We start from the raw sequence: 24,018 nt of genomic DNA on the forward strand, positions 1-24,018 counted from the left end.
GGGGCCGGCTTTTTTTGTGTCGCCTTGGGACTGTTATCCCGGTTTGTTGCGCTTTGCAGTGTGTGGGCGATTAAATATGGTTCCCTGGTAAATGACGATGAACCTCTTTTTTGCGTGCAATGGAACAACACAATAGCTAACAAATCGGGATATGTGACGAAAAATGCGGGCGCATTTTCGCGCATACCCTCCACGTTCGCAGAAAGAGATGAAGGAATTCCGCATTACCAAATACAACCCCGACAAACGAGATGCGTCTGGAGCATATCTTGACCATGATGAATGGACCTCTTTCACCGAAGTCGGAACAAAGCTATCAGAAAAAGAATACCATGCGGTTGAATTGAACTACATTGAAGCGGCGATAGATCTGGTTTCAGACCAACAGATAAAAGAACTCACAGTTCTGGGACTCGAAGATCACAACCGAAGCTCGAATCTCACTGAAGGCTCAAAAATAGAAGGAAGAGAAATCGAGGAAGTTCTTCGATCCCTACTCCGAGAAGAATACTGGTGCCGTCTCGAATCTGAAGAAGCCTTCATCCACATTGGATGGGACTACTACATGTTTGTAGGTGTTTCTGAAGTCCGGGCAGAGACGAAAGAAAGCATTTTGGATCGAGGTCTTTATATCGAAGACTCTATCTCACCCTATCACCCAGACGAATGCGAATCAGGCGAGAGTGGCAACGGCATTCGCCGCGCTATCTCTTGACGTTCGGCCTACGGCCTCTCTACGCCAAAACCTCAACAACCCAACCAACCCAGTAAACAACTACCCGACTGGAACCTTCTTATAAGAGGTGCCCAAAAAGGGGGGACTCAGCCACCGCTGTTGATCGCCAATTTTGGCAACTGTCCGAGGCTACTCAGTCGCCGAGAGCGTTACGCGGTAAAAGCAGGATGCGCCTTCGGAAAGACTGTCGCTGACAAAGGTGACGGCGGAGCCGTCGCCCACGATGGCGTCACTCACGTTTTCCCAGCCGTCTGAGTCCAGCGTTTCGTTGCACTGCACGTAGTAGGTGCAGCCTTCGGCGGTGGCGAAGGTGAGGGACATGCCGTTGGCTTCGCTGGCGGCGTAGTCGTAGCTTTGCAATGCAAAGTGACTGCTGGCTTGGCTCGGCGAGGTGCCGGTGAGGTATTCGAGATCGTTGGTGTACCCATCTTCGTCGGGGTCGGCGTCGCCGCTGTATTCCAGGCTGCCGAGGTTCGCGGTTTCCCACCAGTCGGGCAGGGAGTCCAGGTCTGTGTCCACGATGCGGCGCAGATTCAGCACGCCGGCGGTTTGCACATAGCCAGAGAGCGAGTTGACTGGCGTCACGTTGTCGAGGATGCGGGCGATGCGCTCATCCATGGTTTCGTCGGGAAAGTTCAGCGCGGCAAAGGCCACGGCGCCGGTCACCATGGGCGCGGCCATCGAAGTGCCCGACATGTATTGGTAGGCATCCTCGACGTCGCGGTAGTGATAAACCGTCGCCGCGACCGGGGTAAGCTCCAGCAGGGATTCGCCGTCAGCCTTGGTCAGTTTTAGCGCTGGAATCCAGTCGTCGTCGTCCACGTTGAGCGTCCAACTGGAGGCGTTTAGGGCGTCGTCGGTATTGTCATAAATTATCGCCGCGGTCGCCCCGGCGCTCATGGCGTTGGTCACCTTTTGCTGAAAGGTAATCGTGCCGCGCTGAATCAACGCTATCTGGCCGTCGACGTCCTCCGGGAAATCATCTTCGTAGCCCAGGCCGCAGTCGATCAAGTTGCCGCTGACTCCGTTCGAGTCGGTGACGCCGCTGTAGTAAAGCTCGGCGATGTCGTAGGTAGCGCCATCGATTTCGAGGCTCGATTGCAGGTCGACAGTGTCCAGCGGCGCGGCGGATAAAATGTTTTTGCCGGGCGCAGCGATGTCGACCGTGCTGGTGCCGTAGTTGGAGAATAAGGCGAGGGCGTGCTTGGGGCCGGTTGCCGCCACGGAGATGACGTTCGCGACTTCGTAGTTCGCCGGGTAAAGCGCACTTGCGTCGTTGTCTTCGCCGTCATTGCCCGCGGCTGCGCAGAGCACGATGCCCGCGGCGTTCAGCTCTTCGATGGCCAGCTGCTCGGCGGTTGAGCTGGAGGAGCCGCCATAGGAGGCATTGATCGCCACAATGTTCACACCGCTTTCTTTCAGCGCGACGGCGTAGGACATGGCCTTGATGATGCTCGCGGACAGCATCGTTTCGCCGTCTTGCGAAACCTTAAGCGCGATGATCTTCACTTCCGGGCACACGCCAATGGTGCCCAGCGCGTTGTCGCCCACGGTGCCAATGATGCCTGCGACGTGGGTGCCGTGGTCGCCGGAGTCGGTTAGGGCGGCCGTCTGCATGGCAAAGTCGTAGCCATGAATGTCGTCAATGTAGCCATTACCATCGTCGTCGACGCCGTTATCCGCGATTTCGCCGGGATTCGTCCACAGGTTGTCGATGAGGTCGTCGTGCTCGATATCGAGTCCAGTATCGATGATTGCGATGACAATTTCGTCATCGGACGAGTTGCTGAGCCGGCGGGCCTCGATGAAGCCGATGTCAGCACCGCTGGAGCCCGTTTCGCCATTGACGGATTGGCCGGTGTTTTGGAGCGCCCATTGCTGGGCAAACTGCGTGTCCGTGGGCGTGCTCAAGACGTGGCGCTCGTAATTTGGATCTACGCTGAAGATGCGCGAATCCGCCGCCAGCTCCGCGATAAATGCCTCCTGTGTTTGGCTGGCGTCGGTGGGCTGCGTGTGCCCCCAAGGCTGATCATTCCTGGCCTCGAAGCGCCCGGAGTCTTCCATCTCCAGGGAGCGCTCGTTGAAAAATGCCGCCATCTCCGCTTCACTGACGCCTTCCTTGAAAGTGACGATGACGCCATCGTCGGCAAAGCTGTGGGCAGTCATCAGTTGCAGGGCGCAGGCAGTGTAGGAAAACCACTTCGTGAGGGGCTGAAGGTGGCAAGGTTGGTCCCGGCGTTCTCTCTTCATGACACGCCTTCTAACCCGTGCGCGGGACCGAAGTTGCACGCACCCCTGGAGTGATAGCTCCAGTGATGCTCCGCGAGGCTTCGGCTACTAGAGATAACATGAAAAAGGCGTCATCTTTAGTTTTCGCATACAAGCGATTGGAGGCTTCACTTTGAATTGTAGCCCCACACTTTATGTCCCATGAGCGACGTTATCGTTCGTTACCGGAGGATGATGTTGGTGAGGAGGAGCCTAACCGGGGCCTTATGCATGCCAATGAAGACGCGGAGCTCTTCGATTTGAGCCGGGTTGAAGTTGGGCACGCTGGGATCGATCTTAATGCTGATCGTTTCAGTGGCTCCGGGAGCGATGGTGGTCTTTTCGCTGACTGCCTTTTTGTTTTGATGCGTGTGACCGGGGTTCGCGATGAAGGCGAAGGTCTTGACCGGAGCGGCGCTTTCATTGGTTAGCGTGACGTCCACATACTGGTAGCCGCTGAGGTCCCAGAGACCACCTTCCTGGCGGAAGAACTGAATGCTCGGCCATTTGGGCGAGAGTTCGTAGTCGAGCACGAGGCCATTGGGGGCCTGGGAAAACTTCGTGAAACGCAGCTCGGTGTTGCTGGCGCTGACCTTGCTCAGGTCGAGCAGTTGGCTGCCCGTGGGCGCGGAGGCCGGGGCGCTGGATGCTGCGCTGGAAGCGGCCGGCGCGGATGTGTTTTGGCGAATGTATTTAATCTGACCGAGGCCGGTGCTGCCGGTTTGCACGCCATTGGCGGAGGAGGACGAGGTCGCAGACGCTTGTGGAGCGCCGCCAATTGAGGCGCCGCCACCAGCGGTGGTGATGCTGTTCACGCGGAGCGCGGCCGGGCCGTTGAGCTTGTCCACAAAGATGCGGAGGTAGCTGACATCGTTTGGACGGAACTTCGGGCTATCGCTAAACTTAATATGGATGACCTTGGTGTCGCCAGGCGCGAGCATCACGTTGGCGTTGGCGCGCTTGCGGTCGGCATTGGTGTCGTCCGGATTGGCGACGTAGGCTTGGGCGCGGAACTGGGTGCTGGCGATATTGGTCAGAGAGATGTCGAGGCCGCTGGCGGCGGAGAGGTCCCAACTGCCGGGAGCAAAGAAGTCCACACTGGGCCACTTGGGGTTGTTTTCGAAATCAAGGATCAGGTCGTTGCCCGCGTGCGTTCCCTTGGCAAAGCGGTAATCAAGGGCGGCGGTGTTGACCGTGGCCGGATCGATGAGCTCTACGCTGGTGCCAGCGAGCTGGGCGGGCGCTGCGGCGGAGGCCGGGCGTGGCGCCGTGCGGGCAGAAGCTTGCGGTGTTCCGGCAACCGGGGTGCCGACTGCCTTGACGCTGTTGATGCGGAGCTTTGCCGGAGCGGTGAGCTTGTCGGCAAAGACGCGCATGTAGTTGATGTTGCCCGGGTTGAAGTTGCCCTGGGCGTCGGCGAAGTTGATCTTGATCGTCTTGGTTTCACCACCGGTGATGTAGTCGCCGTTGCCAGCACGCATTTTGTTGGCGTTGACGTCGCCATCGTTGGCCATGTAGGCGGTGGCGCGGTAAGTTTCGGAGCCTAGGTTGGTGATGGAGACTTCGACGCCGCCATTGGCGGAGAGATTCCAGGCGCCGCCGGGAGCGTAGAAGTCCACGCTCGGCCATTTCTTGCTGAGTTCGAAATCAATGATGATGCCGTCGCCGTCGCGGGAAGGCTGGGCAAAGCGGTTGGTGGTGGCGCCGAGGTTGATGGCCGAGAGATCGACACTCGTGCTGCTGCCAGCAGGGGCCGAGGCCATGGATGCGGGCGCTTCCTCGTAGGTCTTGAAGTATTCCAACATTTGGCCGCGGAGCTCGGAAGCGACGTCGGCATAGGCAATGTTTTCGGCCTGGTTGACGGTTTCCAGCGGGTCGGAATCGTAGTCGTATAGTTCGACGAATTCAACGAGGCTCGGATCGAAGGGCATCGTGGTGCGCCAGTCCTTGCCCATCCACATGACGTAGCGGTAGCGCTCGGTGCGGAGGGCATAGCCCATGGTGTTGCCGCGGCGGTTATACTGGCTGATGGAGTAGTCCTTCACCTTGGCCTTGGAGTCCTTGAGGACGGGCACGAGGCTGGCACCTTCGAGCTCGTAGGGCTCTTCCAAACCAGCGAGCTCAACGAGAGTCGGGAAGATGTCGACAAACTCCGTCATGCTGTTGACGACGCCAGGCTGGTAGCCGGGGGCGTGGATGATGAGCGGCGCGCGGGTGGCCTGTTCGAAATTACTGTGCTTGCACCACATGTCGTGGTCGCCGAGGTGCCAGCCGTGGTCGCCCCAGAGAACGACGATGGTGTTGTCGGAGAGGCCAAGTTCGTCGAGCTTGTCGAGAACGCGGCCAATCTGGGCGTCGACGTAGGAAACGCAGGCGTAGTAGCCATTGATGAGGGCGCGGGCGGTGTCGTCGTCGATCGACGTGTTCCAGTCGCGGGTAATGTCGGAATAGGAGCGGAGCTCGCCATATTTGTGGTAAACCCAGTCCGGGGTGTTCTCGGCGTGTTCGCGGAACTCGGCCAGCGGGATGTTTTCCTGGTCATACAGGTCCCAATATTTCTTGGGCGCGACAAAGGGGAGGTGCGGCTTCATGAAGCCAACGGTAAGGAAGAAAGGTTCCTTGGTCTTGGCGTAGTCTTCGAGCTGATTGATGGCCCAGTTGGCGAGGGCACCGTCGGCGTACGCGTCGTCCGGGATATCGAGACCTTCCATGGAGGGCATCGCGTTGTGCTCGGCCATGTATTTCATACGCTTGCGCCAGTCGCGGATGTTCTCAGCCTGCATTTCGGCGTAAACGTCCTGCTCGTGCTCGCCTTGATAGAATGCGTTGTCGTGGGCGGGAACCTTGAAGCCTTCGGCATAGGGAAGGTCTTTCTTGGAAGTGAACGGCACGGACCAGGATTCCGGGTGCTCATTGCGGGCGCCGTGCATGACCTTACCGGAACCGGCGGTCGTGTAGCCGTTTTCCTTGAAGAGCTGTTGCATGGTGACGGCGCTTGGGTTGGAGTCCTGGATTTGCGTGCGGAGGTCCCACACCTTGGTGGAGTCCGGGCGGAGGCCGGTAAACATGCTCATGCGCGATGGCGCGCAGACGGCCTGTTGGCAATGGTTGTTGACCATCAGGGAGCCGCTGTCGGCCAGGCGGTCGATGTTGGGCGTGATGGCCATGGAATCGCCGTAAGCGCCGATGGTCGGCTTGAGGTCATCTACCGACAAAAACAGCACGTTGGGACGATCAGCGGCGCTGGCGGTCAACGCGCAGCAAAATGCGGCACCAACGAGCGCCACTTTTAGAAAGGAACTTGGGATTTTCATAGGGAAAACAATCGCGGATTAAGTTGCCTAAAGCCTGTTACTGGCGATGGGCGAAGACAATGTCGGCCCGTTGAAACATTATACATTGGAGGCGGATGTCTGAGGTCGGAGATTAGAAGTCGGATGCCGGAGGGCGAGGACGGGGGGTGGGGTTTGGGGACGATAAAACAACGTCCAGGTAAAATATAGCCTAACTGCGGTGAATTACAAAATCACTTTGCATTCCGATAACTGATCTCCGAACTCAGATATCTGGCCCCCGACATCCGTCCCCGACCTCCGAACTACTTCAACGTGGGCGCGTGGCGTAGGGCCGCTTCGAGCTCTTGGGGCTTGAGGGGTTTGTGGAGGAAGTCGTTCATACCGGCTTCGATGGCGGCATCCTTATCTTCCTTCATGGCGGCGGCTGATAGACCGATGATCCAGGGGCGTTCGCCTTCGCCGCTCATGCGCCGCATTTCACGGGTGGCGGCTAAGCCATCTACGTTTGGCATTTGGACGTCCATGAGAACCAGGTCGTAGGGCTGTTTACGGTGGAGGTCGAGCGCTTCCTTGCCATCGGTAGCGCTGTCCGCGGTGCAGCCCAGGCGTGTGAGGATAAATTGAACGACCTTGCGGTTCACGGGGTTATCCTCGGCCAAGAGGATACGTCCTTGGTAGTCGAGTTCATCCAGTTCGGCGTCATTTTTTACTTTGAGGCTGTTGGGGTCGATGATTCTGGAGGCGATTGTAAAGTGGAAGATTGTGCCCAGCAGCCGAGAGCTTTCGCACCAGATTTTACCGCCCATGAGCTCCACTAAGCGTCGGCTGATGGCCAGTCCAAGTCCGGTGCCACCATGACGTCGTGTGATGGAGGCGTCTGCTTGCACGAAGGGCTCGAAGATGGTGTTTGCCTGTTCTTTGCTGAAGCCGATTCCGGTGTCAGACACGGAAAAATGCAGTTCCACGCTGTCATCTGCGAGGCGCTTGGCCGAGAGCTTAACGGTCACGCGGCCTCGGTCTGTGAACTTGATGGCATTACTGATTAGGTTGACGAGAACTTGGCGAATGCGCATTTCGTCCCCCAGGACTGCTGGGGGCACATCGTCCTCAATGCGGTGGATGAGCTCGAGCTTTTTCTCATCGGCGTGGGTGGAGTAGAGGGTGAGCGCACCCTTAATGATCGAGGCGACGTTGAGTGGTCGTGGGTCGAGAGCCAAGCGACCGGCCTCGACTTTTGAGTAGTCGAGGATATCATCAATGATAGTCATTAGTGAGCCGCTACTGGTCTCAATGGTGTCGACAAAGTCTTGTTGTTCAGTGTTCAGGGTGGATTCTTTGAGCGCTTGAATCATCCCGAGTACGCCGTTCATAGGGGTGCGGATTTCGTGGCTCATCATGGCCAGGAATGCGCTCTTGGCGCGATTGGCGTCTTCGGCGGTATTTTTGGCTGCGATAGCGTCCTGTTCTGCACGCTTTTGTTCGGTGACGTCCCAACTGGAACCGATGATACGCGCGGGTTGGCCATTGTCATTGAGCTGGACCAGGGCGTTGCCCGTGATGTAGCGGATATCGCCGCCAGGCCAGGCTATGCGATAATTTAGCCGATAGTTACCGCCGCGTTCCATTGCGGTTTCAAGAGTGCTTTTAAACATGGGGTAATCCTCGGGGATAATAACGCGGGACCAGCAACTGAGGGAGTGGCTTAAGCGTTTGGGAGGCAAGCGATAGATTTCGTGCATGATGCTGTCCCAAACGAGGGATTGCAGCTCAAAATCATATTCCCAAATACCGATGCGGGCAGAGCTGGTGGCGAGCTGGAAGCGTTGATACAGGTGGGAAAGTTCTTTTTCGGCTTTTTTGCGTGAGGTGATGTCCATCGCGGCTCCGCGGTAGCCGATCAGTTGCCCGGAGTTGTCAAACATCGGCACGCCACTGATGGTCAGCCACACAATGCTGCCATCTTTGCAGACGTTGGGCAGCTCGAAGTTGCTAAATATTTCGGTGTTCTGAATGTGCAGGAGCATCTCGTCCTCAAGCACTTTCTCATAGCCTGGTTGGATGATATCCATTGGATGCAGGCCGACGAATTCCCCTGCGGTGTAGCCAAGTATGTCCTGCACGCGGTCGGTGGCGTAAGTAAAGACTCCATCAATATCGTGCTCCCAGATGAATTCATTGGCGGCGTTGCTGATGTCGCGGAAGCGGCGTTCACTTTCCTCGATGCGTTCGCGGTCCAGCCGCCGGGTGGTGATATCATTGGTGATCGCAATGAAGTTAACTAAATTGCCCTTGATGTCGTGAATCGGCGTGGCTTCGACTTCCGCCCAGAAGGGCACACCTGATTTGCGATAGTTTAGAATCTCCACGTGGAAGCCCTTGCCATTGCGCACGCATTTGCGCATGTGATCGACGATAGCTTTATCTGTGGCGGGGCCTTGAAGTATCGAGCCGGGGCTTTTCCCTGTGACTTCGTGCATGTGATACCCGGTCACTTTTTCGAACGCTTTGTTGACCCAGCTGAGTTGCCCTTGGGCGTCGGTAATGACGACGCCGGTTGTCGTCTTGCTGGCCACGAGGGAGAGACGTTTAAAGGCTTCTTCCTGTTTTTTTCGTTCGGTGATATCGGTGTGGGTGCCGAGCATGCGAACTGGTTTGCCGTCGGCGTCGAAAACGGCTTTACCGCGTGAAAGAATCCAGACCCAATCCCCATTTTTGGCCTTGAGGCGAAATTCCAGCTCCAATTGCTTGGTTTCACCCCGCATGTATTCTTCGATTAGCTCCATCGAGCCGGGTTTATCGTCGGGGTGTACCAAGCGTTTCCAGCTATCAAAATGGTTGACGACCTCATCTGGCTTATAGCCAAGCATGCTCTTCCAACGGTCTGAGAAGTGGATGACATCTGTCGCGAGATCCCAGTCCCACACGCCGTCGTCACTGCCTTCGATGGCAAGCTGCCAGCGCTCTTCTTTATCTTCGATGACTCGTTCGGCGGCGACGAGCTCTTTAATGTCCTGGGTGATGCCATATCGGCGGAGTTCTCCACCGTCTGGGCGTCCCATCGTCGCAGTTAGCCGCAATTCGTGTGGTTCATCATCGATGGGATTGATGCGAATACGCACAGTGCGGGTTTCCCCTTCGGCCAGAGGATCATAAAAAATGGATTTTGCCGCATTGATATGCTCCGGGGCGATAATGGAAAATATTTCGTGGAGGGTGATTTTGGGCTCCTCCTCCATGTTGAAGAGCTGGCGCAGCTCGGGTGAGATGATCAATTCGTCGGCTCTGGCGTCAATTTCCCAACTGCCCATTTTGCCCAGTAACTGGGCATTGGCGTGAGAAACTTGCAGACGCTCTAGTTCGGCAATGCGTGCGTCCTTGGCGCGCAGAGCCTCCCGCAAACGTTTAATTTCAGCGTTTGGATCAGAAGACATAGCTGCCTCAGGGGCGGCAGACGATGGGCTGTCGTCCATAGGGGATTACATTCAACTAAAATTGCCTCAGAATTACCACTCTCAAATCAACAAACTTGTAACGGGCGGATTGCGCAGTTTTTTGTTTATCCGACGCGCCAATCCTGCCTAGTCTCCTGAGATATGGCTACTGTCTTGGAAAAAATTAAGCAGGCCGAAGCAGATGGTAAACTGCTGGCCTCTTCTGTGGAAAATCTTGAAGCCTTCGTCTCCGGCGGCTTCCTGCCCGATTGGGCTTCTGCTTCCATTGTGGAATTGGTAGACGCCGGTGAGTGGGAAGAGTTGAATGACCGCTTCTTTCAGCAGATGAAGTTTGGCACTGGCGGCATGCGCGGGCGCACCATCGGTCGTGTCTCTGCAAAGTCCGAAACCGGCACGCCTGGCCATCAGGACAGTCCGGAGCACGCCGCAGTTGGCACGAATGTGCTGAACGACTTCAACGTCGCTCGCGCCGTGATCGGCCTCTACCGCTACTGCGCCGAATACCTGAAGGAAGAAGAAATCTACGACGTGCCGAAGCTCGTCATCGCGCACGATGTGCGTTACTTCTCGCGCCACTTCTGTGAGCTCGCCGCGAGCACCTGGACCAAGCTCGGCGGCCTCGCCATGATCTTTGAAGGCCCACGCTCGACGCCGGCTCTGTCCTTTGCCGTGCGCGACCTCGGTGCGACCGCTGGCGTGGTCATCACTGCCAGCCACAACCCGTCGCACGACAACGGTTTCAAGGCATATTTCAACGACGGCGCGCAAGTCGTCTCCCCGCACGCCGAAGGCATTATCGACGAAGTTCGCTCGGTGGAGTGGAGCGAGCTGCCGGAGTTCCTCGATGTGGACATCAGCAAGGTCGTCACGCTGACGGAGACTGCCGACGAAGCCTACCTCGACGTGCTCGAAGACAACGTGCTCGATCCCGACATTCTGGAAGAAATCCACCCGAAGGCCGTCTTTACGCCGATTCACGGTACCGGCGGCGTGGCTTCTGTGCCGCTGCTCAAGGAGTTCGGCATTGAAGTGATCGACGTGGCCGAGCAGTGGGTGATGGACTCGCGTTTCCCGTCGGTTAAGTCGCCCAATCCGGAAAACTCCGAGGCGCTGTCGATGGCCGTTGCCAAGGCTAAGGACGTCGGCGCGGACCTCGTGCTCGCCACTGACCCGGACTGCGACCGCATGGCCCTCGCTGCTCCCGACAAGAATGGCGAATGGACCCTTTTTACCGGCAACATGACCGGCTCCATGCTCGCGGAATACCGCGTGAAGACCCTGCAGGAAATTGGCATTTTGCCGACCGAGGGCACCGAGCACGCCGCGCTGATCAAGACCTTCGTCACCACGCCGCTGCAGGAAGAGATCGCCAAGGCCAACGGCCTGAAGTGCATCAATACGCTGACCGGCTTTAAGTGGATCGGCGAAAAGCTCGGCATCTACCAGAGCGAGCTTGAGGAAAAGATGTTTGAGGAAGAGGGTATCGCGCTCGACTACGAACAGACGGATCTCTCCACCCGCGCCCAGCTCTTGCTGGAATACAGCACGTTCTACGTGTTTGGCGGTGAGGAATCCTACGGCTACCTCGCCAGCGACCGCGTTCGCGACAAGGACGCCAACGCCGCCTGCCTGATGATCTGCGAACTCGCGGCCTACCTGAAGAAGAGCGGCCTTACGTTCCAGGAATACCTCGACGCGATCCACCTGAAGTATGGCTACCACCTGGAGTCGCTGATCAACATTTACTTCGAAGGCGCATCTGGTGCGCAGGCAATCCAGAACATCATTGCCAGCTTCCGCAACGATCCCCCGAAGGAAATCGGCGGTATCGGCGTCAAGGAGATGATTGATTTTGGCAAAGACGACCTGAAAGACGCCGACGGCAAGAAGATCCCGAAGGAAAATTTCTATTTCTTCACGCTCGAAAACGGCTATAAGTTCGCGGCTCGTGGTTCCGGCACCGAGCCGAAGATCAAGTTCTACTGCTTCGGCAAGGAAGACGTCGCCTCGGCGGAAGATTTGCCCAAGGTGCAGGAGGAAACCAAGGCCAAGCTCAAGGCCATGGAAGCAGCTATCGACGCAGCAGCTCGGCAACGTGCCGTTGCACCCTAAGATTTTCGCAGCGCGGAATTTCTCCAAATATTCGATACAAAAGAGTCGATTAACGTCGGCTCTTTTTTATGCGAAGAAGCCGCATTGCAAAAGCACATACACGCTTGACCACCTTTAGCTTTCAGCAATGATTAACTGTGCTATGCGAATGCCACTTATCATCTCTACCTGCCTGACTGTCGGGGCGCTCTTTTTCACTGCTTGCGGCGATGAACCCGAAAAGGACATTGAAGCAACTCCGGTTGGCTCGGTCCTCACGGGGGAAACGGAAACGGCCGAAGGCTACCTGAAAAAAGTCGAAGAAGGCAACAAGGCTCGTCAGCAGGAGCAGGCTTACGAATCTCCCTATGATCGTGAGGAGCCAGGTCGCACCGGCTTAACTGACCGCTACTAAGCAGCGTCCCGCTGCACCGGTGGATGCGTTGCATCCGGATTTGCGCATTGCGCAAATGATCTATCCAACTGAATGAGGTGGCGCGGATCGTCCCCGATACGTAGTTTCATCTGATCGGCTCGGATTGTTTCATTCTCACATCACGGTTAGCACCGAGCCGGGTGCGCCGTTGGGTAAAGTGAAGTCGCTGCCCGCGCTGAGGCCTAGCAATCGGTGGGCGAGGGGGGAGTCCGCCGTGATGACGGTCACCTCGGTTTCGTCGACGGATAGGGTTTCGCCGCCGCCGCTGGGCGCAAAGAAAAACCACTCGGTCATGCGGCCGAGTTTGCAGTTGAAAAGTGCGCCGCGCTGGATCGATGTGCGAGGCGCCGCGAGCTCCGAAGCTTGTCCTTTGAGCGTTCCGAGGGCGTTGGCCAGCTGCTTGGCTTGGCCAGCCTGACCGGCGGCGAGGTAAGAGGCTTCGAGGCCTTGGGTGTCCCATTTGCTTTCGGCGCGAGATTCCTCACTCGTGGCGTAGGCGGCGGCGTCTCGCGAAGCGTTGTCGGCGGCGATCAGCTCGGATTCCAGCTTTTCAATGAGCGCTGCGATGACCTGGGATTTTTCTAGCATGAGGATTGCCTAAAGCCTCGTCTTGGCCTTGCCAAGTCTAAGCGCGTAGGCTGTGATGGCTGGATGGAAATCTACACACCGCGTCCTGCTACTGATCACGTTGCCCAACTTGGCGAAGGCCCGTTCTGGCACGAAGGCAAGCTTCATTATGTGGACATCGAGCGTAACCAGCTCCGCCGCCTGGAAGGCAGCGAATCAGTGCTCGTGCATGAGTTCCCTGAGATGGTGGGCGTGGTCGTGCCCGCGAAAAAGGGTGGCTTTGTTTGTGGTATGGAGACGGGCATTTTCCACCTCTCGCCCGACGGCGCGCTGACCAAGCTCGCGGACCCCGATCCCGACAACGCCGACGTGCGTTTCAACGACGGCAAGTGTGATCCGACGGGCCGCTTTGTTGCGGGCACGATTTCTTTTTCGCGCAATCCAGTGGGCGCGGCGCTTTACTCGCTGTCGGCTGATGGCGCGAGCTGCGAAAAAATCCTTGGCGAGGTGTGCAACTCCAACGGCCTCGCGTGGACGAAGGACCGCACGACGTTTTACTACATCAACACGCCTTCTCGGCAGATTTGGAAATTTGACTACTGCTTGGAAACCGGCGCGATCAGCAACAAGGAAGTCGTGATCGACATCCCTCCGGAAGACGGCAAGCCCGACGGCATGTGCATTGATGCGGATGACAACTTGTGGATTGGCCATTGGGCCGGTTGGCAGATTGCGCATTACGATCCGCGCACTGGCGCTAAGCTGGGTAAGGTCGACATGCCGGCGGCCAATTGCACAAGCTGCTGCTTTGGCGGAGCGAATTTCGAGCAGCTTTACATCACGACGTCGATCAACGGGCTGAAAAAGGAAGATTTTGAGAAGCAACCGCACGCCGGTAAAGTGTTCGTCGCCGACGTCAAAGCGACCGGTTTGCCAACGCAGGCCTGGGGCTAATTTTGCTTCGCGCCGCGTAACGAATTGGTGCGCGCTGCGATTAGGCGTTTACGTTGGCGCGGTCTTGGCTAGCCTTGGGACATGTCTGAGAAAAAGCACCTCCTCGTCACCAACGATGACGGCATTGATTCGTTTTTCCTTCGCGTCTTGGTGGATGCGTTGGTCGAAGATTTCCGGGTGACGGTGGCTGCGCCGATGGGCGAAAAAAGCTGGATCGGCCGCGCGATGAGTCGCCAGGGGCAAGTCCACCTCGCTGAGTATGACAATTTCCCTTGTCGCGCGTTTGCGTTGGATGGTACGCCGAGCGATTGCGTGAACATCTCACTCGGCCATCTGCTGACCGATGATATGCCGGACGCTGTTTGCTCGGGGATCAATCTAGGCTTTAATTGCATGGCGCCGCTGATCTTCTCGTCGGGGACTGTAGCAGGCGCCTTGGAAGGTGCGGCGTGGGGTTTGCCGGCGCTGGCGTTTTCTCATCAGGTGCCGGACAATGTTTACGAACAGCTGCGGCAAACTCATGGCAAAGCAGAAGGTGCCTTGGAAACGAGTCTTCGCGCGGCGGGTAAATGGGCCTCTCGCTTTGCGATGCAAAGGTTAGGCGAAGGTCAGCCCGGGCTGGTCGTGCATAATTATAATTTTCCCGCAGAGACCACCGCGGATGTGGGCATCGAGGAAACGGCATTGTCGCCGTTCAAAATCAAGTGCCTCTTCAAGCGCTCGGGCCCAGCGTCGTTTGATTTTAAATATGCTGACGGCGAGCCGCCGAGTGATGGCCCCTATGACTGGGCCTGCATCTTGCGGGGCAACATCAGCTACACGCGCGTGGACTTTAGCCGTGTGTCAGAGGCTCCCGGAAGCTAGCTTTGCACCGCAAAGTTGGCATGATTTGTATTAGGAATTCTGAGACGTTGCTTTGCATCGCAAAGTAATAATCGCCACGCCAGCGATGATCATAAAGAGGGAGTAAAACGTGCCTCGCGACAGGCCAAGGATCAGCGCCGCGTCTGGCTCTCTGAAGATTTCTCCCGCTATGCGGAGCAGGGCATAGCCGATCAGGAATTCGCCGGTTAGTTGGCCCAATGGTCGTTTATTGGGAGTGCTTAGCCAGAAGCGGAGTTGCAAGTAAATACACAGGAGCAGGCCTTCCATGCCTGCCTGGTATAGTTGCGATGGGTGGACGGGCACGGTGTAAAACCACTCGCCATAGCCGGTCGCGGGGTCGACACGGTAGTCCAGAAAATGCATGCCGATGGCTGAGTCGGTTGGTCGGCCATAGAGCTCGCCGTTGATGAAATTGGCGATCCGGCCGAAAAAGACTCCGGGTGGTCCGAGGGTGCAGACGATGTCTGACACCTGCCAGAACGAGGTTTTGGCTTTCCGGGCAAACCAGAGCATGCCGAGCAGGATGCCGATCATCCCGCCGTGGCTTGCCATGCCCCCCTCCCAGACACGGAGCAGGAGCATAGGGTCCTGTAAGAGATCGCCAAAACGATAGAGCAGGAAGTACCCAATTCGTCCACCGACTAGAGTGCCGACGATAATCGCGAACAGCAGGTCGGACTGTTGATCTGCATTGAAGGGGGAGCGGCTGCGCTTGTAGTAAAGGTGTAGCAGGAAGAAGGCGACGGCGAACCCCGCGACATAGGCGAGGCCATACCAGCGTAAGCCGTCGATCATCCAGCCGTCGGGAAAACGGATGAGGAATGGGTCCAGATCGTGGACCCAGTGGCCAGTGTCGGGCTTGGGCGGTAACTGTGCGATCGCTATCACGTGGTCATGGAGCCACTAGGAGGCGATCCAGTCAACCCAAGGCTGTGTGGATTCGTGAAAGCATTTTCGGTGGCGATATCTTTGTATGATATGTCCATGACCGTCTGGGCCTTCAGTCACCTTGTTGGTGAGAGGGCCCAGACAGCGAATTTCCTGTAGAGGTAGACGTTATGAGCGACCGTGCTCGATGAGCGACTCTAGCTCGTTAACGCGCAATACACCGTGCGCCAACTGACGCAGTCTGCGCGCGCGGTCGAGAAATCGCTCTGGTGTGTCCTGCTGGATGAGTCCAGCACCAAGGCAATGCAGGATTTCGTCTTCCAGCGAACGGTGTTCGCGCTTAGCGCGAAATCTGAGCCGCCGCAGAAGATCTGGGGGTATGTCTATGCCAGTGGGGGTAGGCATAAGCAAACCGTATGGCAGTTATCATGAAAGTGCAAGCAGATACGCCCGGTTTCGCGGCGGAAACTTAGTGTATTTGACCCATTTCGAATTACCGAAGTTGCCAATTTCCTTTACTCAGGGATAACGGGGCCAAGGACTAAGCGGAAACCAGTGCTGCCGTTGCGGAAGGTCTCAGTGGCACCTTCGCTGCGAGAGGCGGCGCGGGAGCGGATGGCGAAATCTTCCCAGCCGCCACCGCGGACGGGACGGCGTGTGGTTTGTTCCTTGCGGACCCAATCGGTTGCAGTATCGCCAGGTAGACGCGAGTTGTAGCCGTCCACGCACCATTCGCGGACGTTTCCGTGAACGTCAAAGAGACCCCAGGCGTTTGGCTCGTAGGTGCCTACTTCTTTCGCACCGTAGTGGTCTTCGGTGATGACGGCACCTGACTCGAAGTCGCGCGGATATGCGCCCTGAAAATTTGCATTTTGAGAGGTGGCCATATCGCCCCAATGGAATGGTCCGGTGGAGCCTGCGCGCGCAGCATATTCCCACTCAGCTTCGGTGGGTAGCCGGTACTCATAGCCTAGAGGTAGGCGGTCTGCTTTCTGCTCGCGTTCGGTGAGCTTGCGGCAATAGGCCATTGCTTCCTTCCAGCTCACGTATTCAACGGGGCGTAGTTTGCCCTGTAGGCGTGAGGGGTTGAAGCCAATGAGGTCAGCGTATTGCTGCTGGGTGACTTCGTGGACGCCGATCCAGTAACCCTTACTGAGAGTCACCTTTGTGGTTGGCCCTTCTTCTGGCAGGCGAGATGGCTCGGTGGGCGGACTGCCCATAGAGAAGCTGCCTGGAGGTGCCCAGACGAGTTTCATACCAAGGAAGGGCACTTCGTAGTTCTGGCCTTTTTCTGGCCCGGGAATGGGCTCAAGCTTCGGTGCCCAGGTTATTTGTTCGTTGGGTTTGGGCGTGAATGTTTTGCTGACTTCGAAGTAATTGTCGTTGCCGATGGAGATGGTTTGCTCAACGCCAGGCTTGAGCGGCACCATCATCTCCTCCAGTTTCACTGGTGTGCCATTAAGCTTAATGGTCCACTCTATGTTGGCTGGTTCTGGTTTCAAGGTGACAATGGCTGGCAATGGTTGGAGATCGTAGATGACCTTTACACGTTGGTTGTCGCTAAGGTTAAACTTCTTGGTAATGTCTTTATAATCGGGGTGTGAGACGGTCATGGTGATCTCTCCAGCGTCGATGCCTTGAATGCGGAATGCACCGTTGCTGAAGCTGCTGATGTTGGCGGTGAAGTTCTGGTCGCCGTTGAGTTTGGTGGCGCTTTGCCCAGAGATGCTTACGGCTTGGAGCTGCTCAGGAGTTGCCGCTTTGCCGCCAAAATTGACGACTGGTGCGATTTCACCAGACAGCGGAGTGAGTGCGCCAAAGTCCAGAATAGCCTTCGTTTGTGGGCGAATCGTCACGGCAAGCTTTTTATCACGGTAGCCATCCAGCTTAACGCTGAGGAAGAATTCCTGATTCACTGGCAGGTCTTGCAGTGTGACGTTGGTTTTGCCCAGTGGTCGGTCCTCAAAGAAAATTTCGGCGCCTTGCGGATCGGATTTTACACGGAGTACGCCCAATATGGCTTCGATTGGGATCTGGAATGCATTTTCCTCACGGGCGGAGAGCGTGTAGGGGCCCGATGTCGTTGGTGAATAGCCTGATTTGTCGGCAATGATGGTGTAGTCTCCAGCCGCAATGATTTTTTCCGCTAAGAGTTGCCCATCAACTCCGGTTTCACCGAGTTCTGTTTGCTGGCCATCAGCACTCACGGCGGTGAGTTTCACGCCAGGCTCACTGGTGAAGAGCGCGTCGGTCAGAGCAGGCTTTAGCTTTATGTTAAACGTCTGTGGATCGCTTTCAACAGAGATGAGCCTTGATTCTGCTTTGTAGCCCGGAGCATCGATGGCGAAACGGTATGAACCGGGAAGAATGTTGAGGTTCAGCTTGCCGTTGCGAATGATGAAGTTGTGGTTGGTGCCTGTAATTTTAATGCTGACGTTGCTTGGAACGGTGGTGAAGGTTAGTCGTGGCTCCTGTCCGGCGGGTGTTTTGATGGCCACCGCGCCATCGGGAAAGTTGTCCTCGAACATTAAATTAATCACCGAGAAGATCAACGATGCCGCAACTAGAATGACTAATCCAACAACGCCGAGCCGGAAGGCTCCGGCCGTTTTGCCGCCTTTTTCCTTAATCTTTTTCGGCACTGGAATGAAATCGAGGTGCCGAATAATGGTTTTGGTGTCGGTCGTGCCGATGGCCGATTTTTGAGCGTTGTTACGCAGAGGGCGGATGCGCTCAAAATTCTCAAAGTCGGCCTTGGCTTTTGCGATGCTCTGGTAGCGTTTTTCAGGTTCGCGGTCGAGACAGTTAGCGATGAAGACATCCCACTTTTCACTCAGGCCGTGGACAATTTCGCTGGGTGGGGTGTAGTCTGCGGTTGGCTTGCGTCCGGTGAGGAGCCAGTAGGCGGTGATGCCGAGGGCGTATACGTCGGAACGCGCGTCCGAGGGCTTACCTTGGCGAGTCTCAGGTGACAGAATGTCCACGGTGTTAATGCGGATAGCACGGCCACCTAGGGCGATGGGGGGAATGCCGGCCGAGACTATTTGCTCAAAACGCTCCTGCCCGATGAGACTCATCAGGCCAAAACCTGCGACTTTAACTGTGCCATCCTTGTCGCGGAGAATGTTGGTGGGGTTGAGGTTGTAATGCTGTATTTTCTTATCGGCCAAAAAAGACAGGCCTTCAAGTGTCTGAGAGAGGATGCTGGAGACTTCGTCAACGGGTAGGCCCATAGGCAGGTCGGAGACGAGCTCGCGTGGTTCGTCCTGCTCAGCCTTCCGCTCTTTTACCTGTTTATTGACGTAGCTCTGCAGGTAGTCGGCGAGGTTTTCTCCTTCGAAGGCGTCACCGGTGAAGGTGAAGCGGTCTTTGACCTCGGATGCTTCCTCAAATGAAAAGATGTTGTCGTGCTTGAGCTTGCACAGTTTGGGGGCGAGCTGGGCGAACTGCTTCTTAAAGTCGTTTGAGGCCTCAATGATAGGAGGCATGACGAAGACAGTTTTCTCCTCTTTCGCGCGGGGGCGGCGGACTCGGTAGAGGCTGCCCAATAGGTCATAGGAGACGCAGCGTAAAACTTGGTAGTCACCAAATTTTTCACCGGGGGTCAGGACTTCGTAGGCGCGTCCGGGAGGCGCGCTTGGCAAGGAAGCGGATTCGTCACTCATTACAGCAGGAAAAGGAAAATTAGCAGGAGTCGTTTACAGTTGGTTGGGGTTAATGACATCGGGGGCGCGTTTATCTTTACCTGCAGTGCGATGGTAGTGTCCGGTCAGTTTGTCCCGCTCGTATTTCGTGAAGCCCGCCTTTTCGACATTTTTCGTCTCCAACTTGTTTTTGGTGGCGACGGGGGTGTATTTGGTGGCGAGATTGGGCGGCAAGAATACACGGCGGACTGGCTCGCCGGTTCGCGGATGTTGGTTCAATGGGGCATCATTCATCGATTGCTCGACTTCAAAGCTCTCGCCTTCGCTGCCATCCGGGTTAATTACCTGGTAAACGTAAATTGGCATGAATCATTTATTTCGCTAATTCTGGGGCTTGGGGCAAGCAGGAATAGCGCCGGAAGTGTTCTGGACTGCAAGTCTGAGCGCTCTGCTTCAAAAAAATGCATAGGTCATCGCCACTGGTCTTGTAATTTTTGTTGTTAAAGAGAGACTTAGCCAATGGACATTGCGGTATCAGCGGTAAATCACGCCGAGCAACCTACAGCCCCTGGTGAGACTCGAAAAGTTAGCTGGTGGATGCTGCTGCTGCGCTACATCGCTTCCATTCTGGGCTACTTACTCTTCATGGAGATCGGTGCTTGGATGCCGATTGGGCATTCGATTAACGAAAGCAGCGTTTTTTTGCTGTGGCCTGCGACGGGGTTTGCTTTGGCGATTGTCGTGCGTGGGGGATACTCCTACCTCGGTGTCTTCGCTGTGACGGCGTTCATATGGCACGGGATGATGTTGCCGTTTGGCTGGCTATTTGCGGTGGAGCGGGCGCTCTCAATTGTGTTTTCTGTTGGGCTGACCGCGATGCTCTTACGGCGTTTTCTCAAGGATTATGCGCTGGAGGCGATACGCGATGTGTTTGTCTTCCTTGCATTGGGGCCGCTTCTGTGTGGTTTGCTGTTGGCGGCGTTGACCTCAGGTCTGTTGTGCCTGCATGTGGATGAAATTCCGTGGTTTGAATTTTCTCGCCTCCTCACTCCCTGGTGGCTGGCTGAAGCGGTAGGCATCTTAGTCCTAGCGCCGTTTTCGATGGTGTGGACTGGGCGCACAAAAATCAATTGGCGCAACCGTCAGATATTCGAGGTTTTTATCTGGTTGGTCGTACTTTTGGGGCTGGCCTTTGCAGTCTTTGATAGCTGGGCACCCACGGATACGCTCAAGTATCCATTGGAGCTGGCGATGTTCCCAATTGTATTCTGGGGTGGTATTCGTTTTGGGCAGCGTGGAGCGACGGCTGGTGTGGTCATCATTGCAATTATGGCGATCTGGGAAATACTCCAGGTCCTTGGGCCCACGCAGAAATATATTTCCACGCCACCGGAGTTTATCTGGGTCTTCGTCGGTATCCTCAGCGCTACGACATTTTTCCTAGCGGCGATTATTACTGAGGTGCTGCGGAGTGAGGAAAAAGCTGCTTCGAATGAGCAGCATTTGCAGGCCTTTATCGACGCATTGCCTGATGCGGCTTTTATTGTGTCAGCTTCCGGAGAGTTTCGCGAAGTTTTTGCTACACAGCGTAGCGGTGCCTACCAGAATGTTAAAAGCTGGCAGGGGAAGAATATTACTGAGTTCTGGAACGCGGAGCTTGTGTCGGAATTTAACAACGCTATTCGCAAAGTGCTCAGCACGGGAACGGCTGAGAGCATCGAGTATCCACTGCGTCACAACGACGAAGAGTTTTGGTTTGAAGGACGTCTCGCTCCGATGCGTGAGCAGTTGGAATCTGAATCGATGGATTGTGTTATCTGGGTTGCTTACGAAATTACTGCCCGGAAGCGGGCCCAAGAAGATTTGGAGCTTCGTGACCGCGTACTGCAAGGCGTGTCCGAAGCGACCAATGCCCTGCTTGCCAGTAAGGATGTCAATGAGGGGGTTGGCCGAGCGCTGGACTGTATTGGCCGTTATGCTCAGGTGGACTCGATTCGCTTGGTAGCCAGTAATCCGGATCGCGAGCAGCGCCGTTCTGCGGAAGCCACTCCTTGGCGCTGGACGAACGCTCCATTTGCCCAGATGACCCACAGGAATGATAAATCGCTCAACTGGGGCGAGTTGCCTGAGTCCTGGACGTCTCGTTTGGAGGCCGGTGAGGTTGTTCAACACTCAGTAGAGAATGCGGGTAATCTTCGTGAGCTAATGTTGGAGAGGAATATTATTTCGGTGCTCTTGGCCCCGGTATTTGTGGAAGGTGAGTTTTGGGGTGCCTTTGAGTTGTGTGATGATTGCCCCCGTGCCTGGAACGACTCGGAGATTGCCTCGCTCAGCGTTGCTGCTGGCAGCCTGGGGAGCTTTATCCAAAGCCGTCGCGGCGAAGAGCAACTGCGCAAGGCTAAGGAAGCTGCCGACCGCGCTAATATGGCAAAGGGTGAATTCCTCGCAATGATGAGCCACGAAATTCGAACGCCAATGAACGCGGTGTTGGGCTACACGGATCTCCTCGCGCAGACCCAGGTGGACGATCAGCAGCGGGAATGGCTGAGTATCGTTAATCGCAGTGGCAAAGCCTTGCTGGAGTTGATCAACAATATTTTAGACTACTCCAAAATCGAGTCTCGTGGTGTGGAGCTGGAATATGAGGAGTTTGGCCTCGAGCAGTGTGTGATGGAGGCGTTGGAGTTGATCTTGGTGAAGGCCAATCAGAAGGGAGTGAAAATCAATTATGACTTTCCACAGGGCGATGTGGCGCAGTTTCTGGGCGATGCACACCGTCTGCGCCAGATTTTGCTCAATCTAGTCAATAATGCGGTGAAGTTTACAGAGGAGGGAAGCGTGGACGTCCGTGTGCAGCTTACGGACACGAAAGATCAGGGACGTTGCCGGGTAGACGTTGAGGTAAAGGACACTGGCGTCGGCATCCCGCAAGACAAGCTCAGCAATTTATTTAAGCCATTTTCACAGGCTGATTCCTCAACCACGCGCCGTTTTGGGGGCACAGGCCTGGGGCTTGTCATTTGCAAGCGTCTGGTCGAGAAAATGGGTGGAGACATCATCGTGGAAAGCGTCGATGGCGAGGGCTCGACCTTCAAATTTTACGTGTTCTTAAACCGTGCTTCGACTCAACAAAAGCCACTGGTGCCAGCCTCACAGAAGCACACACCGCTTGCTATCCTGGCACCGTTGACCATCTTGGTGGTTGAGGACGAACCGGTGAACCAGCAGCTTACCCGTGACATCCTCAACGGGATGGGCTACACCTTCGAGATCGCCGCCAACGAAGTCGAGGCCGTTGCCTTGCTGCCGACGAAAAAATTTAACTGCATTCTCATGGATATTCAGTTGCCAGGAAAAAGTGGCCTCGACATCACGCGGGACATTCGGGAGGGCAAGCATGGCGACGACTACATCGATATTCACATCATCGCGATTACGGCTGACGCCTTGCCGGGTGATCGAAAAAAGTGCCTTGACGCTGGCGCCAACGACTACTTGTCCAAGCCGCTGATTTTGACAGAGTTGACTGACTCGCTCATATTGGCATCGCAGAAGCGCACGGTGTAGCATCGTGCACTCAGTTTGACTTCGATGTTGGCGCAGCTTTAGCTACCTCGCCGTTAAAATTTGAAAACACTCCCTAGCATGCCATTGAAGACCGATCCTGAATTGCGCGAATTTCTGCGCAAATTGCCCAAGACAGAAACGCACTTGCACATCGAAGGCGGGTTGCCGCTGGAGCTGCTCAGGGAAGTACGACCGAGCATGCCGGAGCCGGCGTCTTGGGCCCATGATTTTAAATACCGTGACTTCGCGCACTTCGAGCAGGAGCTGTTGGATTGGGGCTTTGCCTGGCACACTTCTCCGGAGCAATACCACCGCTCGGCGAAAATGCAGTTTGAGCGGCATCTGGACCTTGGTGTGCGTTACGTGGAGTGTAGCTTTGCCAGTGGTGTGGCGGAGTTTGGCGGTCTGAACGCGCGGGAAATTTTCCTGGCGGTGAAAGAGGCGATTCCCAACGAGCTTGAAGTGCGTATTTTTATGGGCATTCATCACACGGGCTGTGGCCCGGAAATGCGTCCAGTTATCGAGGATTCGCTGACTTGGGAGGGCTTTGCGGGCATCGATTTGCATGGTCCGGAAGATCTGCCATTGGAGCCTTGGACTGCCGAGATCTGGGCCGCTGCTCGCTTGGCGGGTAAGTTCACGAAGGCGCATGCGGGTGAGTTTTTAGGGCCTGACTTCGTTCGTCGCGTCTTGGATGAGGTCGGAGTTCAACGAATCCAGCATGGCATTCGTGCGGCTGAAGATGCGTCTTTAATAGAGCAGCTCGTGACTCAGGGGATCGCGTTGGATGTCTGCCCAATTAGCAATCATAAGCTCTCTCCGGGCGTTACTCTGGAGAATCATCCGATCCGCGAATTATACGATGCGGGCGTGAAGGTCACGGTGAGCACGGATGATCCCATCAGCTTCGGTAACAACCTGCTTGACGACTACGAAGCGCTGCATCATTACCGCGACTTCAGCCGCGACGAACTGGTGCAATTAGTGCGCAACGGCCTGGACGTTGCGTTGGTGGAAGACGAGCTGCGCAACGTTTGGCTAGCGGAGTTGGCTGAGCACGAAAACTGATTTTCAGCATCAAGAACCCGCCTTGATTTGGTGGTCAGTGCTAAGAGGGCGTCTAAAAAGTCTGATCGAGTCGGCGAGATGTATTCGGGAGGCAAAATTTCGGCTTCTGAATCGAGGCGAAACCAGTTTCGTCGAGATGAAGAAATGATATTTTGACCCTGAAGAT

General features: G+C 55.9%; 15 protein-coding genes. 7 read left to right on the top strand and 8 right to left on the bottom strand.

From position 1 onward, the window contains the following. Positions 1-208 precede the first annotated feature (208 nt). Complete coding sequence (locus tag RBB62_RS18495; RefSeq protein ID WP_309400735.1) at positions 209-715, top strand: hypothetical protein; 507 nt, start codon at positions 209-211, stop codon at positions 713-715. A 150-nt stretch (positions 716-865) separates the two neighbouring features. Here the strand turns inward: RBB62_RS18495 and RBB62_RS18500 are convergent, their stop codons facing one another. From RBB62_RS18500 to RBB62_RS18510, 3 genes are all read right to left on the bottom strand, one after another. Continuing rightward, positions 866-2,986, bottom strand: coding sequence for a S8 family serine peptidase (locus RBB62_RS18500; protein ID WP_309400736.1), 2,121 nt, complete (start codon positions 2,984-2,986; stop codon positions 866-868). A gap of 200 nt (positions 2,987-3,186) precedes the next feature. Continuing rightward, on the bottom strand, positions 3,187-6,318 hold the full coding sequence (locus RBB62_RS18505) for a sulfatase (RefSeq protein ID WP_309400737.1): 3,132 nt from the start codon (positions 6,316-6,318) through the stop codon (positions 3,187-3,189). Positions 6,319-6,602: 284 nt separating this feature from the next. Then, positions 6,603-9,770 carry a PAS domain-containing hybrid sensor histidine kinase/response regulator gene (locus RBB62_RS18510; protein WP_309400738.1) on the bottom strand — a complete coding sequence of 1,056 codons (3,168 nt, stop codon included), beginning with the start codon at positions 9,768-9,770 and terminating at the stop codon, positions 6,603-6,605. A gap of 123 nt (positions 9,771-9,893) precedes the next feature. Here RBB62_RS18510 and RBB62_RS18515 point away from each other — a divergent pair, with 123 nt between their 5' ends. Next, positions 9,894-11,864: a phospho-sugar mutase gene (locus RBB62_RS18515; protein ID WP_309400739.1), complete on the top strand. Its 1,971-nt coding sequence runs from the start codon at positions 9,894-9,896 to the stop codon at positions 11,862-11,864. Between the two features lie 142 nt (positions 11,865-12,006). Further along, positions 12,007-12,258 (top strand): hypothetical protein, encoded by a 252-nt coding sequence (locus RBB62_RS18520; RefSeq protein ID WP_309400740.1) that lies wholly within the window; start codon positions 12,007-12,009, stop codon positions 12,256-12,258. A 135-nt stretch (positions 12,259-12,393) separates the two neighbouring features. Here the strand turns inward: RBB62_RS18520 and RBB62_RS18525 are convergent, their stop codons facing one another. After that, positions 12,394-12,867 carry a hypothetical protein gene (locus RBB62_RS18525; RefSeq protein ID WP_309400741.1) on the bottom strand — a complete coding sequence of 158 codons (474 nt, stop codon included), beginning with the start codon at positions 12,865-12,867 and terminating at the stop codon, positions 12,394-12,396. Positions 12,868-12,930: 63 nt separating this feature from the next. On the opposite strand from RBB62_RS18525, the gene RBB62_RS18530 reads away from it, so the two are divergent. Next, entirely contained in the window at positions 12,931-13,800 is an 870-nt protein-coding gene (locus RBB62_RS18530; protein WP_309400742.1) for an SMP-30/gluconolactonase/LRE family protein, read from the top strand. Between the two features lie 81 nt (positions 13,801-13,881). After that, a complete protein-coding gene (surE, locus tag RBB62_RS18535; RefSeq protein WP_309400743.1) occupies positions 13,882-14,664 on the top strand; it encodes a 5'/3'-nucleotidase SurE in 783 nt (260 codons plus the stop codon). Positions 14,665-14,694: 30 nt separating this feature from the next. Here surE and lgt read toward each other — a convergent pair whose 3' ends face one another. The 4 genes from lgt to RBB62_RS18555 all read right to left on the bottom strand — a co-directional run bounded on the left by lgt (position 14,695) and on the right by RBB62_RS18555 (position 19,583). After that, positions 14,695-15,573: a prolipoprotein diacylglyceryl transferase gene (lgt, locus tag RBB62_RS18540; RefSeq protein WP_309400744.1), complete on the bottom strand. Its 879-nt coding sequence runs from the start codon at positions 15,571-15,573 to the stop codon at positions 14,695-14,697. 168 nt (positions 15,574-15,741) lie between these two features. After that, complete coding sequence (locus RBB62_RS18545; protein ID WP_309400745.1) at positions 15,742-15,978, bottom strand: FitA-like ribbon-helix-helix domain-containing protein; 237 nt, start codon at positions 15,976-15,978, stop codon at positions 15,742-15,744. Between the two features lie 110 nt (positions 15,979-16,088). Further along, positions 16,089-19,238, bottom strand: a complete 3,150-nt coding sequence (locus RBB62_RS18550) for an SUMF1/EgtB/PvdO family nonheme iron enzyme (RefSeq protein WP_309400746.1) — start codon at positions 19,236-19,238, stop codon at positions 16,089-16,091. A 33-nt stretch (positions 19,239-19,271) separates the two neighbouring features. Then, complete coding sequence (locus RBB62_RS18555) at positions 19,272-19,583, bottom strand: FmdB family zinc ribbon protein (RefSeq protein WP_309400747.1); 312 nt, start codon at positions 19,581-19,583, stop codon at positions 19,272-19,274. A 153-nt stretch (positions 19,584-19,736) separates the two neighbouring features. Between RBB62_RS18555 and RBB62_RS18560 the strand changes: the two genes are divergently transcribed. Continuing rightward, entirely contained in the window at positions 19,737-22,784 is a 3,048-nt protein-coding gene (locus RBB62_RS18560) for an ATP-binding protein (protein ID WP_309400748.1), read from the top strand. A 78-nt stretch (positions 22,785-22,862) separates the two neighbouring features. Further along, a complete protein-coding gene (locus RBB62_RS18565) occupies positions 22,863-23,852 on the top strand; it encodes an adenosine deaminase family protein (protein WP_309400749.1) in 990 nt (329 codons plus the stop codon). Positions 23,853-24,018 lie beyond the last annotated feature (166 nt).

This window comes from Cerasicoccus maritimus (assembly GCA_031296935.1).
In the GTDB taxonomy this organism is placed as follows: Bacteria; Verrucomicrobiota; Verrucomicrobiia; order Opitutales; family Cerasicoccaceae; genus Cerasicoccus; species Cerasicoccus maritimus.

Bases quoted from the DNA above. Each gene is read 5' to 3' on its own strand.
- RBB62_RS18515 (WP_309400739.1), top strand. From the start codon at position 9,894: ATGGCTACTGTCTTGGAAAAAATTAAGCAGGCCGAAGCAGATGGTAAA.
- RBB62_RS18495 (WP_309400735.1), top strand. From the start codon at position 209: ATGAAGGAATTCCGCATTACCAAATACAACCCCGACAAACGAGATGCG.
- RBB62_RS18565 (WP_309400749.1), top strand. From the start codon at position 22,863: ATGCCATTGAAGACCGATCCTGAATTGCGCGAATTTCTGCGCAAATTG.
- RBB62_RS18520 (WP_309400740.1), top strand. From the start codon at position 12,007: ATGCGAATGCCACTTATCATCTCTACCTGCCTGACTGTCGGGGCGCTC.
- RBB62_RS18550 (WP_309400746.1), bottom strand. From the start codon at position 19,238: ATGAGTGACGAATCCGCTTCCTTGCCAAGCGCGCCTCCCGGACGCGCC.
- surE (WP_309400743.1), top strand. From the start codon at position 13,882: ATGTCTGAGAAAAAGCACCTCCTCGTCACCAACGATGACGGCATTGAT.
- RBB62_RS18505 (WP_309400737.1), bottom strand. From the start codon at position 6,318: ATGAAAATCCCAAGTTCCTTTCTAAAAGTGGCGCTCGTTGGTGCCGCA.
- RBB62_RS18545 (WP_309400745.1), bottom strand. From the start codon at position 15,978: ATGCCTACCCCCACTGGCATAGACATACCCCCAGATCTTCTGCGGCGG.
- RBB62_RS18530 (WP_309400742.1), top strand. From the start codon at position 12,931: ATGGAAATCTACACACCGCGTCCTGCTACTGATCACGTTGCCCAACTT.
- RBB62_RS18510 (WP_309400738.1), bottom strand. From the start codon at position 9,770: ATGGACGACAGCCCATCGTCTGCCGCCCCTGAGGCAGCTATGTCTTCT.
- RBB62_RS18555 (WP_309400747.1), bottom strand. From the start codon at position 19,583: ATGCCAATTTACGTTTACCAGGTAATTAACCCGGATGGCAGCGAAGGC.
- RBB62_RS18560 (WP_309400748.1), top strand. From the start codon at position 19,737: ATGGACATTGCGGTATCAGCGGTAAATCACGCCGAGCAACCTACAGCC.
- RBB62_RS18525 (WP_309400741.1), bottom strand. From the start codon at position 12,867: ATGCTAGAAAAATCCCAGGTCATCGCAGCGCTCATTGAAAAGCTGGAA.
- RBB62_RS18500 (WP_309400736.1), bottom strand. From the start codon at position 2,986: ATGAAGAGAGAACGCCGGGACCAACCTTGCCACCTTCAGCCCCTCACG.